General features: G+C 71.1%; 16 protein-coding genes. 13 read left to right on the forward strand and 3 right to left on the reverse strand.

The window, feature by feature from the left end; translation table 11 throughout:
- The first annotated feature begins 8 nt into the window (after positions 1-8).
- The 5 genes from ACQ0O7_RS38480 to ACQ0O7_RS38500 all read left to right on the forward strand — a co-directional run bounded on the left by ACQ0O7_RS38480 (position 9) and on the right by ACQ0O7_RS38500 (position 3706).
- Complete coding sequence (locus tag ACQ0O7_RS38480) at positions 9-281, forward strand: hypothetical protein (protein WP_430790131.1); 273 nt, start codon at positions 9-11, stop codon at positions 279-281.
- Positions 278-799: a GAF domain-containing protein gene (locus ACQ0O7_RS38485; RefSeq protein WP_430790133.1), complete on the forward strand. Its 522-nt coding sequence runs from the start codon at positions 278-280 to the stop codon at positions 797-799. Before ACQ0O7_RS38480 ends, ACQ0O7_RS38485 begins: the two co-directional genes overlap by 4 nt.
- 83 nt (positions 800-882) lie before the next feature.
- Entirely contained in the window at positions 883-1305 is a 423-nt protein-coding gene (locus tag ACQ0O7_RS38490; protein WP_430790135.1) for a hypothetical protein, read from the forward strand.
- Between the two features lie 9 nt (positions 1306-1314).
- Positions 1315-2358, forward strand: a complete 1044-nt coding sequence (locus ACQ0O7_RS38495; protein ID WP_430790137.1) for a carbohydrate kinase family protein — start codon at positions 1315-1317, stop codon at positions 2356-2358.
- A 1-nt stretch (position 2359) separates the two neighbouring features.
- Positions 2360-3706 (forward strand): 6-phospho-beta-glucosidase, encoded by a 1347-nt coding sequence (locus ACQ0O7_RS38500; protein ID WP_430790139.1) that lies wholly within the window; start codon positions 2360-2362, stop codon positions 3704-3706.
- 30 nt (positions 3707-3736) lie between these two features.
- Here ACQ0O7_RS38500 and ACQ0O7_RS38505 read toward each other — a convergent pair whose 3' ends face one another.
- Together ACQ0O7_RS38505 and ACQ0O7_RS38510 are read right to left on the reverse strand one after the other, a co-directional pair.
- Positions 3737-4915 (reverse strand): fatty acid desaturase family protein, encoded by a 1179-nt coding sequence (locus tag ACQ0O7_RS38505; protein WP_430790141.1) that lies wholly within the window; start codon positions 4913-4915, stop codon positions 3737-3739.
- 29 nt (positions 4916-4944) lie between these two features.
- Positions 4945-6021, reverse strand: coding sequence for a ferredoxin reductase (locus ACQ0O7_RS38510; protein WP_430790143.1), 1077 nt, complete (start codon positions 6019-6021; stop codon positions 4945-4947).
- A gap of 113 nt (positions 6022-6134) precedes the next feature.
- Here ACQ0O7_RS38510 and ACQ0O7_RS38515 point away from each other — a divergent pair, with 113 nt between their 5' ends.
- From ACQ0O7_RS38515 to ACQ0O7_RS38545, 7 genes are all read left to right on the forward strand, one after another.
- Positions 6135-7322, forward strand: coding sequence for a helix-turn-helix domain-containing protein (locus tag ACQ0O7_RS38515; protein ID WP_430790145.1), 1188 nt, complete (start codon positions 6135-6137; stop codon positions 7320-7322).
- A 73-nt stretch (positions 7323-7395) separates the two neighbouring features.
- Entirely contained in the window at positions 7396-8088 is a 693-nt protein-coding gene (locus ACQ0O7_RS38520) for a YqeB family protein (RefSeq protein ID WP_430790147.1), read from the forward strand.
- Entirely contained in the window at positions 8085-9254 is a 1170-nt protein-coding gene (locus ACQ0O7_RS38525; protein WP_430790149.1) for a sensor histidine kinase, read from the forward strand. The genes ACQ0O7_RS38520 and ACQ0O7_RS38525 overlap by 4 nt, the downstream gene beginning before the upstream one ends.
- Positions 9227-9904, forward strand: coding sequence for a response regulator (locus ACQ0O7_RS38530; RefSeq protein ID WP_430790151.1), 678 nt, complete (start codon positions 9227-9229; stop codon positions 9902-9904). The genes ACQ0O7_RS38525 and ACQ0O7_RS38530 overlap by 28 nt, the downstream gene beginning before the upstream one ends.
- Positions 9905-10040: 136 nt before the next feature.
- Positions 10041-11012: a methionine ABC transporter ATP-binding protein gene (locus ACQ0O7_RS38535; RefSeq protein WP_430790153.1), complete on the forward strand. Its 972-nt coding sequence runs from the start codon at positions 10041-10043 to the stop codon at positions 11010-11012.
- On the forward strand, positions 11009-11665 hold the full coding sequence (locus ACQ0O7_RS38540) for a methionine ABC transporter permease (protein ID WP_430790155.1): 657 nt from the start codon (positions 11009-11011) through the stop codon (positions 11663-11665). Before ACQ0O7_RS38535 ends, ACQ0O7_RS38540 begins: the two co-directional genes overlap by 4 nt.
- A gap of 72 nt (positions 11666-11737) precedes the next feature.
- The gene (locus ACQ0O7_RS38545; RefSeq protein WP_430790157.1) at positions 11738-12559 is read left to right on the forward strand and encodes a MetQ/NlpA family ABC transporter substrate-binding protein; all 822 of its coding nucleotides are present in this window, start codon (positions 11738-11740) and stop codon (positions 12557-12559) included.
- A gap of 59 nt (positions 12560-12618) precedes the next feature.
- Here ACQ0O7_RS38545 and ACQ0O7_RS38550 read toward each other — a convergent pair whose 3' ends face one another.
- A complete protein-coding gene (locus tag ACQ0O7_RS38550; RefSeq protein WP_430790159.1) occupies positions 12619-13305 on the reverse strand; it encodes a lytic polysaccharide monooxygenase in 687 nt (228 codons plus the stop codon).
- A 139-nt stretch (positions 13306-13444) separates the two neighbouring features.
- Here ACQ0O7_RS38550 and ACQ0O7_RS38555 point away from each other — a divergent pair, with 139 nt between their 5' ends.
- Positions 13445-13621: a hypothetical protein gene (locus ACQ0O7_RS38555; RefSeq protein WP_430790161.1), complete on the forward strand. Its 177-nt coding sequence runs from the start codon at positions 13445-13447 to the stop codon at positions 13619-13621.
- Positions 13622-13986: the final 365 nt, after the last annotated feature.

The raw sequence follows: 13986 nt of genomic DNA on the forward strand, positions 1-13986 counted from the left end.
GGACACAGATGGACGCGCCGTACGGACTGACCCGGCCCACGTTCGACGACGCGCGGGAGGCGGTGCACCGGGTGCACGGGGATGACGGCCCGCGCATCTGGCAGCACCTCGTCAAGGCGGCCGGCCTGTCCGGCCACGAACCGGACGCGGTGGACCGGCTGCTGTCGCTGATGGAGACCGCCGACCCGACGACCCGGCTGTGTGCGACCGCGCTGCGGATCCGGGTCACCTCGTACGACTGCCTGGCCGTCGCTCACCACGATCTCAGGAGCGCGATATGAACACCGACACGAACACCGAGCTGTTCGAACGGCTCGGCATCCCGGAGCGGATCAAGGAGATCGCCGGTTACGACCTCTACTCCGCCGACCTGCGCACCAGCCTCGACGCGATCGCCGAGCGGAGTGCGAAGCTGCTGGAGACGCCTGTCTCGCTGGTCTCGATCCTGCTGGACACCAGCCAGTTCATCATCGGCTCGTACGGGGTGTCCGGCTGGGTGGCCTACGCGCACGGTGTCCCGGCGGAGTGGGCGATGTGCACCCACACCGTGCTGGCCGGGAAACCGTACTGCGTGGTGGACGCCCGGGAGGATCCGAAACACGCCGACAATCCGATGGTGGGCATGACCGGGTTACGCAGTTATCTGGGTGTGCCGTTGAAGGGATTCGGCGGGCACACCATCGGCTCGCATTGTGTGGTCGACGCCAAGCCGCGAATCTTCACCGATGTCGACCGGGCCGTTCTGGCCGAGGCCGCCGACGAGGTGATGGGCCTGCTCGACTCCTGTCGGCTCGCTTAGAAACGAAAAGATCAAATCGTTCCATTCATCGCGCTGAGCAGCGGCGACGTTTTTTTGTCATACCCCGGGCGCATCATCGGGGTATGGGAGAACCAGCAATGCCGATTCACCGCCGGATCGAGCTCACTGTCCCTGAGGCTCGCCTGCGGTTCCAGCAACTGGTCCGGGTCACCGGGCTCACCGATCAGGTCACCGTGATCGTCGACGGTGGCCGTCCGCTCGCCGCGATCGTTCCCGTCTCGTCCATTCCCACCACACCCACCCCGAATTCCCCCACCCCGCATTCCCCCGGCCCGAATGCCGAGGGGTGGATGCGCCGGATCGAAAAGGTGCGGGAGGACGTGCGGCGGCAGCACGCCGGCCGGATCGAGGAGTTGTCGCGGGCGCTCGACGAGGCCTGGCGGCTGCTCGACGAGGTGCGCCCGCCCGGCACCGACCGGACCGCCGACCTGCTGCGGGCGACACATTCCGATCTACGCAAAGCCCATCGGCAGGGCCGGGGATAAGATCGGACGATGGCGGGCCAGCTCGATCTTTTCGTTCCGGGAGTCGTCTTCCTCGACGTGATCTTCACCGGGCTGCACGAGCTGCCCGGTCCCGGGACCGAGGTGCGGGCGTCCGGCATGGGTTCCTGCCCGGGTGGGGTGGCCAACCTGGCCGTCGCCGCGAGCCGGCTGGGCCTGCACACCGGGCTGGGCACCGCGCTGAGCACCGACGCGTACGGCGAGTTCTGCCACCGTGTGCTCAGTCATCAGGAGGGCATCGACCTGTCCGCGTCCCGGCGGGTCGGCGACTGGCATTCGCCGGTGACCGTCTCCCTGGCGTACGACCGCGACCGCAGCATGATCACCCACGGTCATCCGCTGCCGACCGACGCCGAGGGCCTGGTCAACGGCCTGCCCGCGGCCCGTGGCGCGGCGGTCAGCCTGGCGCCGGAGGGGATGGGCTGGGTGAGCCGGGCGCGGGCGGCCGGGACGAAGGTGTTCGCCGACGTCGGCTGGGACGAGACCGAGCAGTGGTCGGGTGACGTGCTGGAGGTGCTGGCCGACTGCCACGCCTTCCTGCCGAACGCGGTGGAGGCGATGCGCTACACCCGCACCGACGATCCCCGGCAGGCCCTGGAGAAACTGTCCGCCCTGGTCCCGGTGGTGGTGGTGACCTGCGGCGCGGACGGCGCGCTGGCCATCGACTCGGCCACCGGTGAGGTCGCCGACGTGCCGGGCGTCCCGGTGGACGCCCTGGACCCGACCGGCGCGGGCGACGTCTTCACCGCCGGTTTCATCACCGGCTCGCTGGGCGGCTGGCCGCTGGCTGACCGGGTCGCCTTCGCCACCCTGGTCGGCGCCCTGTCGGTGCAGCATTTCGGTGGGTCCCTGTCGGCGCCCGGCTGGGGCGACATCGCCGACTGGTGGCGGGTGGTCCGCGCCGACCCGGGCCGGGCCGAGCTGGCCCGCCGCTTCGGTTTCCTGTCCGAGGTGATCCCGCCGGGCAGCCGTCATGCCGTGCACCGGGCCACCGCCACCATCGCCCGTCTCTCCGACGCCACCCCGGACCGCTGAGATGCGCCTGACGATCCTGGGTGGGGGCGGGTTCCGGGTTCCGCTGGTGCACCGGGCGCTGCTGGCCGACCGGCGGCGGACCGGGATCACCGAGCTGGTGCTGTACGACGTGGACGATCGCCGGCTCACCGGGATCGGCCGGGTGCTGCACGCGCAGGCCCGGGACGTGCCGGGCGCCCCTGAGCTGATCACCACGACCGACCTGGACACCGCGGTGACCGGGGCCGATTTCGTGTTCTGCGCGATCCGGGTGGGCGGGCTGCGCGGGCGGGTCACCGACGAGCGGGTCGCCTTGGGGCTGGGGGTGCTCGGGCAGGAGACGGTCGGGGCGGGTGGCATCGCCTACGGGCTGCGCACGGTGCCGGAGGCGCTGCGGATCGCGGACCGGATCGCGGCGCTGGCCCCGGGCGCGTGGACGATCAACTTCACCAATCCGGCGGGACTGGTGACCGAGGCGATGGCGTCGCGGCTCGGCGACCGGGTGATCGGCATCTGTGACTCGCCGTCGGGGCTGGTGGACCGGGTGGCGCGGGCGGCCGGCGCGGATCCGGCGACGGCCCGCTTCGACTACGCGGGCCTCAACCACCTGGGCTGGCTGTACCGGCTGGAGGCGGACGGCACCGACCTGCTCACCGGGCTGCTGGCCGATCCGGGACGGCTGGAGTCGTTCGAGGAGGGCAAGCTGTTCGGGGCCGGCCGGATTCGGGAGCTGAACGCCGTACCCAATGAATATCTGCATTATTACTACGACCCGGCCGGCACGCTGGCGGCGGTGCGTGACGCGCCGCGGACCCGGGGCGAGTTCCTGGCCGGGCAGCAGGAGCGGTGTTACACCCGGCTCAACGATCCCGCGCGCGATCCCCTGGACGCCTGGCTGGAGGCGTGGCGGGAGCGGGAGGCCACCTACATGGCGGAGAACCGGGAGCTGGCCGGGGCCGGTGAGCGGGAGCACGACGAGTCGCGGCCGGCCGGTTACGAGGGGGTGGCGCTGGCGGTGATGCGGGCGCTGGCCCACGACGAGCCGGCGACCCTGATCCTGAACGTCCGCAATCGCGGCCGGATCGGTGTGCTGGACGGCGACGCGGTGGTCGAGATCCCCTGCACGGTCGACGGGAACGGTGCGAAGCCGCGGGCCATCGGGGAGTTCCCGGCCCACGGCACGGGTCTGGTGCGGGCCGTCAAGGAGGCCGAGCGTCACATCCTGGAGGCGGTGACATCAGAATCCGAGCTCGCCGCCGTACGCGCTATGAAGGCGCATCCCCTGGTCGGCCCGGAGACGACCGCCCGCCGTCTGATCAGCGCCTATCGCGACGCGTTCGCCGAGCTGGACTACCTGCGGCCCGCCTGAGGGGACTCGGACGGGCCGTCGGCGTGCGGATCAGGCGGCGACCTCGGCCGGGTGGCGCGGCGGGATCGAGTGGTCGATCTCGCGGGCCGGCTCGCGGTTCGGCAGCGCCAGGCGGATGACCTTGGCCCAGGCCGAGGCGACCTGCACGATCATCGGGCCGGAGACGTACTTCAGGTCGTACTTGTCGAAGAGCGCCTTCACCTTCGGGGCGATCTGCGCGTACTGGCTGGACGGCAGGTCGGGGAAGAGGTGGTGCTCGATCTGGTGCGACAGGTTGCCGGTCATGATGTGCATCAGCTTGCCGCCGGAGATGTTGGCCGAGCCGAGCATCTGGCGCAGGTACCACTCGCCGCGGGTCTCGCCGGTGATCGAGGTGCGCTCGAAGGTCTCGACGCCCTTCGGGAAGTGACCGCAGATGATCACCGAGTGGGCCCACAGGTTGCGGACCACGTTGGCGATCGCGGTGGCCGCCATGGTGCCGAAGAAGGCGCCGACCGGGTTGCCGACGGCCAGGCCGGCCGGGATGGTCAGGGCCGGCTGCACCAGGTAGTCCTTGGTGGCCTGCTTGCGGATCTTGCGGCCGACGGCGCGCAGCCGGGCCCGGAACTCGGGGTTGTCGCGGCGCTTCTTGGTCTTCAGGTTGCGGCCCAGCTCCAGGTCGTACGCGGCGATGCCGTACTCGAAGAGGATCGCGTTGATCAGGTTGTAGAACGGCTGGCCCAGGTGCGCCTTGGTCCAGCGCTGCTGCTCGTCGACGCGCATGATGCCGTAGCCGAGGTCGTTGTCCCGGCCGACCACGTTGGTGTACTTGTGGTGCAGCTCGTTGTGCGAGTGCTTCCACTGCTCGGCCGGCGACGCGTGGTCCCACTCCCAGGTGGTGGAGTGGATCTTCGGGTCGCGCATGAAGTCGTACTGGCCGTGCAGGATGTTGTGCCCGATCTCCATGTTCTCGAGGATCTTGGCGATCGACAGGCCGACCGTGCCGAGGATCCACGCGGGCGGGAAGACCGACAGCATCAGGGTGGCCCGGCTGGCCAGCTCCAGGCGCCGCTGGATCTTGATCATCCGGCGGATGTGCGCTGCGTCCTTCTCCCCGCGGGCGGCCAGGAACTCGTCGCGGATCGCGTCGAGCTCGCGGCCGATGCTCTCGATGTCCTCGGGGGTGAGGTGGGCGATCGGGTTGGATTCCTTGCGCTGCAGCGTCGTCACGGCACTTCCTAGCTGTAGATGTCGTCGTTTCAGGCGTCGAACCGGCAGGGGCCGGCGGCGGTGTTCACACAGGTCTGGATCAGGACGTTGTCGCCGTCCACCTCGGTGGCGGTGGTGATGGTGCCGTCCCGGACGTCGCGCACGATGCCCTCACGCATCGGCAGCACGCACTTGTAACAGATGCCCATCCGGCAGCCGGACTGCATCAGCTGCCCGGCGGCCTCGCCGGCGTCGAGGATGGTGGTGCCCCCGGGCACCTCGGCGCTCACCCCGGACTTCTCGAAGGTGACCGTGCCGCCGTCCCCGGCGACCAGCACGGTCGGGCGGAACCGCTCGACGTGCAGGCGCTCGGCGGCGCCCGCGTCGGCCCAGTGCTCCTGCAGGTCGTCCAGCAGCTCGGCCGGGCCGCACGCCCAGGTCTCCCGCTCCAGCAGGTCGGGCACCAGCTCGGCGATCCCGGCCGGCTTGAGCCGCCCGTCGGCGCGGGTGTGCCGCTCGATCAGCCGGATCCGGCCGTCGGCGGCCAGCGCCCGCAGCTCCTCGCCGAACACCACGTCCTCGGCGGTCTTCGCGGAGTGCACCACCACCACGTCGGACATCTCCGGCAGGCAGCTGCGCAGCATGCCCATCACCGGGGTGATGCCGCTGCCCGCGGTGATGAACAGCGCCTTCGCCGGGCGCTGTGCCGGCAGGACGAAGTCGCCGGACGGCAGATCCAGGTGCACGATCTCGCCCTTGCGGGCCCGGTAGCGCAGATACGAGCTGACCACACCGTCCTGGACCGCGTTGACCGTGACGGTGAACCGGCCGTCGCGGCGGGCGGCCGCGCTGCTCACCGAGTAGGCGCGCCACAGCCGGACGCCGTCGATGTCCACACCGAGCCGGATGTACTGGCCGGGCTCGTGCGGCTCCCAGCCACGCCCCGGGCGCAGCTCCAGAGTGACCGCGGTCGCGGTCTCGGGGCGCACCGACTCGATCCGGGCGCGCAGGACGGTGGGGTTGCGCAGGGGTGCGATCACGTCGAGGTAGTCGGCCGGCACCACCGGAGTGGAGATCAGCTCGACAACTCGCCACGCGCCGTCGCGCAATGTCTGTGTAACAGGCACATCTCAAGACTGCTGCTTCACAGAGGCAAAGTCCTGACCAGCAGAAGTGAATCGAGGCGAGCATAATTGTTCGCTGGGGACAAGAGTCGGACGGATTGTGCTAAGGAGTTCGCGTGAAACCATCGCTGCGCGACATCGGGTCCTACCGCCTGCCGGTCGAGGTCGTCGATCCGCTCCGGCACGGGCTGGCGGCGGTGTCCGCGTCGACCATCGCGGCGATCATCAAGGAGGTCCCGGCGTACGCGGAACCCTTCGCCGGCGAACTCGGGCTCAAGATCGCGCGGGCGGTCCGGGCCGCCCTGGGCGCCTTCCTCAACCTGGTGTCGCGTCCCGGCGCCGACCCGGGCACCCCGATGGCGTCCGCGGTGGAGGCGGCCTACGCGCTCGGCCGGGGCGAGGCCCGCAACGGTCGCAGCCTGGACGCGCTGCTCGCGGCGTACCGGGTGGGCGCCCGGGTGGCCTGGCGGGAGCTGGCCGCGATCAGCGTCCGGGCCGGGCAGCCGGCCGCCACCATCGCCGACTTCGCCGAGCTGGTCTTCGCCTACATCGACGAGCTGTCCGCGGCCAGTGTCGCCGGGCACGCCGACGAGCTGGCCGCCTCCGGCCGGATCCGGCTGCGCCGCCTCCAGGAGCTGGGGCAGGCGCTGATCGCCGGCGAGCCCGCGCACGTGGTGCAGGGCCTGGCCGAGCAGGCCGAGTGGGCGCCGCCGCAGACGCTGACCGCGCTGATCCTGCCGGAGCGCGCGGCCCGCTGGGTGATCGACCTGCTCGACCCGCGCACCCTGCAGGCCGCCGACGCCGTCCCGGACCTGCCCGGGACCACGGTGCTGCTGGTCCCGGACCCGCAGGGCGCCTCCCGGCCGACCCTGCACCGCCTGCTCACCGGCCACCACGTGGTGATCGGCCCGGCCCGGCCGTGGACCGAGGCGAAGAGCTCGCTGGACCGGGCGATCCGGGTGCACCGGCTGGCCCCGCCCGACGACGGCGCGGTGGTCGACACCGAGGATCATCTGGCCGCCGTGGTGGTGACCGCCGACCCGAGCGCCCTGGCTGATCTACGGGCCTGGGCGCTGGCCCCGCTCGACGGGGAGCGGGGCGCGGCCGCCGCCAAGCTGGTCGAGACGATGCGCAGCTGGCTGGTGCACCAGGGCCGGCGCGAGGACGTCGCGGCGGAGCTGTTCGTGCACCCGCAGACGGTCCGCTACCGGATGGCCCGGCTCCGGGAGCTGTACGGTGACCGGCTCCGGGATCCGCGCTGGGTGCTGGCGCTCACCATCGCGCTGGCCGTCCCGGAGTCCTGAGATATACCAAAGTCTCGGGCCGTCGACTTTCGCCCACTGTCCGCCCGGATCCGCCCTGGCATAGCGTGACGGCATGAACTCACCCCGGCGCGAGGTCACCGTCCTCACGTTCTCCCCAGGGACCCGGCTGCTCGTGACGGCCGGCCCGGCCACCGCCGGGATCCTGCTGGCCGTGCTGGTGCCGTTCCTGGCCCGCTGGCTCGACGGGATCGGTTTCCCGGTGCTGGGCGTGGTCTGGCGGGTGATCGCCGAGGTCGACACGTGGTGGAAGATCGCGGTCCAGGCGGGCATCTTCGCGTTGCTCGGCGCGCTGGCCAGTGTGGAGATCACGCGCCGGCTCACCCGGGTCACCATCGCGGCCGACGAGGTGCTGCTGGAGACCGGGGACGAGTCGGTCACCGTGCCCCGTCCGGTGATCGACTTCGTGTTCATGACCGGCGATCGGCTGATCATCCTGGATCCCGACTCGCGCCAGATGTTCCACGGTGAGCCGCGGGCCGAGGCGGCGATGCTGGAGCGGGCCTTCACGGATCACGGCTACCCCTGGCGCGACGGCGATCCGTTCACCGACCTGTACCAGCCGTGGGTGCCGGAGTCCGGCGAGCTGCCGGTCGCTGTCGAGGCCGTCCTGTCAGCTCGTGCCGTGGCGCTGCGGAAGAAGGCCGGCAAGGAGTCCGCGGAGCTGCGCGCCTCTCTGGAGAAGCTGGGCTATGCGGTCCGTGACGACGGCGACCGTCAGCACTGGCGGCCTCTGGTGCGCTCATGACCGCGGCCGGCCGGCCGGACCGCGGCCGGGCCTGGGACGTGACGGCGATCCTGGCGTCCTGGTTCGGCGGGCTGCTGCTGCTCGGCGAGGCCGCCGAGATCCAGGGCTTCGACGACGACACCACCTTCCTGATCTACGTGAGCGGGTGTGTGCTCTGCCTGGCACTGTGGTGGCGGCGCAGCCATCCGATGCCGGTCGCGCTGTTCCTGGCGGCCGCCTCGGTGGTCAACGACGCGGCCGGGCTGGCCGGGCTGATCGCCCTCTTCACGGTGGTCTCACTGCGCCGGGGCCGCCCGGTCGTGGTGATCACGGTGGTGAACTTCGCCGGCGGCGTCGCCTACGCGTACCTCTATCCCGATCCGGCCGTCCCGCCGCTGGTGGCCCTGATGCTCAACGTGGCGCTGCTGGCCACCACCGTCGCGGTGGGCGTCGCCGCCCGCTCCCGGCGCGAGCTGATCGCGTCGCTGCGCGAGCGGGCCGCCCGCGCCGAGGAGGAGGCCCGGCTGCGCGACGACACGCTGCGCGCCCGGGAACGGGAGCGGATCGCCCGCGAGATGCACGACTCGCTGGCCCATCGCATCTCCATGGTCAGCCTGCACGCCGGCGCCCTGCACATCCGTCCCGACCTGACGCCGGACGAGGTCGCCGAGGCCGCCGAGACCATCCGGGACAGCGCCCACCAGGCCCTGGAGGACCTGCGGGAGATCCTCGGCGTGCTGCGGGCCGGCCCGGCCGACGCCCGGCGCCCGCAGCCCGATCTGAGCCACCTGCCCGAGCTGGTCGCCGACGCCGAGCGGGCCGGACTGCCGGTGACCGTCACCGACCGTCTCGACAGCCGCCCGGCCGGGGCCTCGCTGGGCCGCACCGTCTACCGCCTGGTCCAGGAGGGCCTGACCAACGCGGCCAAACACGCCCCGGACGAGCCGGTCACCGTGCTGCTGGACGGCGCGCCCGGCGAGGGCCTGCGGGTGCGCGTCTCCAACCCGCTGCGGACCGGGCCGCGCCGGGCGCTGCCGGGCTCCGGGTCCGGGCTGATCGGGCTGGCCGAGCGGGTCGACCTGATCGACGGGCGGCTGCGGCACGGTGTGCACGGCGACCCGCGGACCGGTCTCACCTTCGATCTGGAAGCCTGGTTGCCATGGCCGACCCCACCGTCCGCGTCCTGATCGCCGACGACGACCCGCTGGTCCGGGTCGGACTGTCCCTGGTGCTCGGCGCGGACCCGGCGATCCAGGTGGTCGGCGAGGCCGGCGACGGCGCCCAGGCCGTCGCGATGGCCCGCGAGCTGAAACCCGACGTGGTCCTGATGGACGTGCGGATGCCCCGGATGGACGGGCTGGCCGCCACCGAGGAGCTGCGCCGTGCCGGGCCGGCGCCGGCGATCATCGTGCTGACCACCTTCGACACCGACGCCAACCTGCTCGGGGCGCTGCGGCTGGGGGCCAACGGCTTCCTGCTCAAGGACATCGCGCCCATCGAGATCCTGAGCGCGGTCCGCCGGGCCGCCGCCGGCGAGTCGATCCTGGCCCCGGCGGTGCTGCCCCGCCTGATCGAGTTCGCGATCGGCCGGGACGAGCCGGCCGAGCCCGCGCCGCGCACCCGGGCGCTGGCCGTGCTGGGCCGGCTGTCGGAGCGGGAGCGCCAGGTGGCCGACGCGGTGGCGACCGGGGCGTCCAACGCCCGGATCGGCGCCGACCTGCACATGAGCGTGCCGACGGTGAAGGCCTACGTGTCCCGGGTGCTGGACAAACTGGAGTGCGCGAACCGGGTCCAGGTGGCGGTGCTGGTGCACGAGGCCGGGCATCGGGATACATGATCGTTACGGAAGTCGTGAGGGTCGTTACACCCGGTGGCTTCCACCGGTAACAGGGGCTAGGTTGGGCTTCGGCGCAAAACCCACTGGGGCAGTATGTTTTGCGACGCTCGTCACAACTGCTGACCAGGGTGTTCACGTGATCGAAATAAGCGGGCTTCGCAAGACGTACCGCTCCAGGAAACGGGCCGTCGTGGCGGTCGACGGCGTGGACCTCCGCGTCGGCGAAGGCGAGGTCTTCGGCGTCCTGGGGCAGAGCGGTGCCGGCAAGAGCACGCTGCTGCGCTGCGTCAACATGCTGGAGCGGCCCGACGAGGGCACCGTCTCGGTCGACGGGCGTGACCTGACCCGCCTGCGCCGCAAGGACTTGCGGCTCGCCCGGCACGGCATCGGCATGATCCACCAGCACTTCGCGCTGCTGTCCTCGCGCACGGTGGCCGGCAACGTGGCGTTCGCGCTGGAGGTCACCGGCACCCCACGGGCCGAGCGCCGGGCCCGGGTCGCCGAGCTGCTCGACCTGGTCGGGCTGGCGGACCGGGCGGACGCGTACCCCGCTCAGTTGTCCGGTGGCCAGAAACAACGGGTCGGGATCGCCCGGGCGCTCGCCGCCCGGCCCAAGGTGCTGCTCTCCGACGAGGCCACCTCGGCGCTCGACCCGGAGACCACCGAGTCGATCCTGCGGCTGCTGCTCGACCTCAACAGGAGGCTGGGCCTGACCGTCCTGCTGATCACCCACGAGATGACCGTGGTGAAACGGATCTGCACGTCGGCCGCGGTGATGCGGGACGGCCGGTTCGTCGAGTCCGGCTCGATCGCCGAGCTGCTCAAGCGGCCGGAGTCGGAGCTGGCCCGCGACCTGTTCCCGCTGGGCGAGCGGGAGGACACCGCCGGCACCACCGTCGTCGACATCACGGTCAGCGGTGACGACGCGGACGAGCCGATCATCGCGGATCTGGCCCGGCGCTTCGAGACCGACGTCCGGATCCTGGCCGGTTCGGTGGAGACGCTGGCCGCGACCCGGGCCGGCCGGCTGCGGATCGCCCTGCCCGGCACGCCCGCGGACAACCAGGGCGCCCTGGATCACTTGCGCAAGCGCGGAGTCACCCGATGACCTGGTCCGAAGTCCTCGAACTGCTCAACCTGGGTTTCCAGGAGACCGCCTGGATGGTCGGCGTCTCGGCGCTGATCACCGCGGTCGGCGGCCTGCTCGTCGGGGTGCTGCTGGTGCTCACCGACCGGGGTGGCCTGCTGCCGATCCCGCCGCTGAACGCGGTGCTCGGCCTGATCGTCAACGTGGGCCGGTCGCTGCCGTTCATCATCCTGCTGGTGGCGGTGATCCCGTTCACCCGGGCGATCGTCGGCACGTCGATCGGCACCGACGCGGCGATCGTGCCGCTGACCATCGGCGCCATCCCGTTCTTCGCCCGGATCGTCGAGTCGGCGCTGCGGGAGGTGCCCGGTGACGTGGTCGCCGCGGCCACCGCGATGGGCGCCACCCGCACCCAGATCGTCGGCAAGGTGCTGCTGCGCGAGTCGCTGCCGGGCCTGGTCGCCGGTCTGACGATCACCGTCATCGCGCTGGTCGGCTACTCGGCGATGGCCGGTGTGGTCGGCGGCGGTGGCCTGGGTGACCTGGCCATCCGCTACGGCTACCAGCGTTTCGAGACCGAGGTCATGATCGCCACGGTGGTCGCCCTGGTGGTCTTCGTCCAGCTCGTCCAGATGGTCGGTGACCTGCTCGTCCGCCGGTTGTCACACCGCTGAGACCCCGCGGGCCCACTGCTGTACGGGTCCGTCCGATTTCCTGCTAGTCCCATGGAACTGAAAGGTAAAGAAATGCGCCGCCGCTCCTTCGCCGCCGTCCTGGCCGCCGCAACCCTCACCCTGGGACTGGCCGCTTGCGGCTCGTCCGACGACACGGCCGCTTCCGGCGACGGCACCCTCAAGGTCGGCGTCAGCCCCGTCCCGCACGGCGAGATCCTGAAGTACGTCGCGGACAACCTGGCCGCCGCCGAGGGCCTGAAGATCGAGATCGTCGAGTTCAACGACTACATCCAGCCGAACGTGGCCCTCAGCGAGAAGCAGCTGGACGCCAACTACTTCCAGCACATCCCCTACCTGGACGAGGAGGTCGCCGCCAAGGGCTACAAGTTCACCGCGCTCAAGCCGGTGCACATCGAGCCGCTCGGCGTCTACTCCAAGACCGTCAAGTCGCTCGCCGAGGTGCCGGACGGTGGCGTCGTGGCGATCCCGAACGACCCGTCCAACTCGGGCCGCTCGCTCAACCTGCTCGCCAAGAACGGCCTGATCACCCTCAAGGACGGCGTCGGCGTCAAGGCGACCGAGCAGGACATCGCCACCAACCCGAAGAACCTGCAGTTCAAGGCCCTCGAAGCGGCCCAGCTCCCGCGCAGCCTGGAGGACACCGCTATCTCGGTGATCAACGGCAACTACGCGATCGAGACCGGTCTCAAGCCGTCGACCGACTCGCTGGCGCTGGAGACCGGGGACGACAACCCGTACGCCAACCTGGTCGTCGTCCGGGCCGGCGACGAGGCCGACGAGCGGGTCGTCAAGCTGGAGAAGCTGCTGCACTCCGCCGAGGTCAAGAAGTTCATCGAGGACAAGTACCAGGGTTCGGTCCTGGCCGCGTTCTGACGTCCTCGCCACAGTGAGATCCCGGGAAGCCCCGCGCTCCCCGGGATCTCCCTGCCTGGTCAGCAGGCGCCCTGGTCCACCCACACGTCGGCGGATCCGGGCGTCTCGCCCTGCGTCCACCACTTGGCCTTCCACTGCCGGCTGTTGTGCTTGACCACGGTTCCGCCCACGTAGGCCGTGCCGCTGTTCCACGCGGCGGCCGAGCACGAGCCGGTCGGCGGGGGAGTGGTGCCGCCGCCACCGATGTTGACGTCGACGCACGAGTAGAACGCCATCACGGTGTCGGCGACGTTCCACCGGGCCAGCACGGTCTGCCGGCCGCTGTACCCGGCCAGGCTCACGGTGTGCGACTTGGTGGCCCCGGGCTGCGCGCCGCCGTCGTTGAACGAGGCGATCCGGGTGTTGCCGATGAAGTACTCCCAGGTGGAGGTCGCGTGCCGGGCGGTCAGCACCCAGTTGAAGGTGACGCTGGTGCCGACCGTCGCGGCCGGCCAGTTCCGCGAGGTGTCGTTGAGGACGCCGAACCGGCTGCCGCCGCCGTTGCACTGCATCGAGCCCTTGGGCGCCTCGACGCTCTGCGGCTCGTAGACGATGTCACCGCAGCCGGAGACCGCGCCGCTCGCGCAGTTGGCCTGCCGGCTGGGCGGCGAGGAGATGTAACCGTGTGCCGCGGCGGGTGACGCGACCAGGAGCGATCCGGCGGCTCCCACTACGGCGACCGCGAGCAGGGCGAGAAGTTTGCGCATGTCACTCCTTCAAGCGATGAACATCGATCGACACTTGTGACATGAGTTTAAATAAACTTTCCTAAATGAAAACCCCTGCGGCGCAATCTGCCAAGAAGAGGGCTGGCGCGGAGCCCTCCGGCAGGCGCATCATCTGCTTATGAACAACCAAGCCGAGGCTGTTTCCGCACGTCAGCGCAGCGAGCGCTTCGGCGCCCTGCCCAAGCGCATCCGCCCCGACGACACCGTCGAACTCGTCGACACCCGCCACCACGACGCGTGCGCCGCCACCGCCCTGAGCCTCGAGCACGAGAGGGCGCTCCACACGGCCGCCTGACAGAAACTCTTCCGGGGGTACGCTCCACGGCCCCTTCGCCGGACATCGCGTCCCGCCTCGTCCTCGCGAGGCAGGCGTCCCCTCCCGGCCGACCCGCGCCCGCCGGGCGAATGCGTCCGTTCCCCCCACCCCAACGCGCCGCTACGCGGCACGCGGTGCGGGCCGTCGGTTCGCCTGCCGCGCCGCGGTCCGCTCCGCGCCGCTACGCGGCACGCGGTGTGGGTTTGGGGTTTGTGTGCCGCGTTGCGGTGCGTTCCGCGCCGCTACGCGGCACGCGGTGTGGGTTTGGGGTTTGTGTGCCGCGCTGTGGTGCGTTTCGGACCGCTGTGCGGCACGCGGTGTGGGTTTGGGGTTTGTGTGCCGCG

Origin of the sequence: Actinoplanes sp. G11-F43 (genome assembly GCF_050589265.1) — a bacterium.
GTDB lineage: Bacteria > Actinomycetota > Actinomycetes > Mycobacteriales > Micromonosporaceae > Actinoplanes.

What these genes read in the sequence shown, in the direction of transcription:
- ACQ0O7_RS38480 (WP_430790131.1), top strand. Translation starts at nt 9, where the DNA reads ATGGACGCGCCGTACGGACTGACCCGGCCCACGTTCGACGACGCGCGG.
- ACQ0O7_RS38485 (WP_430790133.1), top strand. Translation starts at nt 278, where the DNA reads ATGAACACCGACACGAACACCGAGCTGTTCGAACGGCTCGGCATCCCG.
- ACQ0O7_RS38490 (WP_430790135.1), top strand. Translation starts at nt 883, where the DNA reads ATGGGAGAACCAGCAATGCCGATTCACCGCCGGATCGAGCTCACTGTC.
- ACQ0O7_RS38495 (WP_430790137.1), top strand. Translation starts at nt 1,315, where the DNA reads ATGGCGGGCCAGCTCGATCTTTTCGTTCCGGGAGTCGTCTTCCTCGAC.
- ACQ0O7_RS38500 (WP_430790139.1), top strand. Translation starts at nt 2,360, where the DNA reads ATGCGCCTGACGATCCTGGGTGGGGGCGGGTTCCGGGTTCCGCTGGTG.
- ACQ0O7_RS38520 (WP_430790147.1), top strand. Translation starts at nt 7,396, where the DNA reads ATGAACTCACCCCGGCGCGAGGTCACCGTCCTCACGTTCTCCCCAGGG.
- ACQ0O7_RS38525 (WP_430790149.1), top strand. Translation starts at nt 8,085, where the DNA reads ATGACCGCGGCCGGCCGGCCGGACCGCGGCCGGGCCTGGGACGTGACG.
- ACQ0O7_RS38530 (WP_430790151.1), top strand. Translation starts at nt 9,227, where the DNA reads ATGGCCGACCCCACCGTCCGCGTCCTGATCGCCGACGACGACCCGCTG.
- ACQ0O7_RS38540 (WP_430790155.1), top strand. Translation starts at nt 11,009, where the DNA reads ATGACCTGGTCCGAAGTCCTCGAACTGCTCAACCTGGGTTTCCAGGAG.
- ACQ0O7_RS38545 (WP_430790157.1), top strand. Translation starts at nt 11,738, where the DNA reads ATGCGCCGCCGCTCCTTCGCCGCCGTCCTGGCCGCCGCAACCCTCACC.
- ACQ0O7_RS38550 (WP_430790159.1), bottom strand. Translation starts at nt 13,305, where the DNA reads ATGCGCAAACTTCTCGCCCTGCTCGCGGTCGCCGTAGTGGGAGCCGCC.
- ACQ0O7_RS38555 (WP_430790161.1), top strand. Translation starts at nt 13,445, where the DNA reads ATGAACAACCAAGCCGAGGCTGTTTCCGCACGTCAGCGCAGCGAGCGC.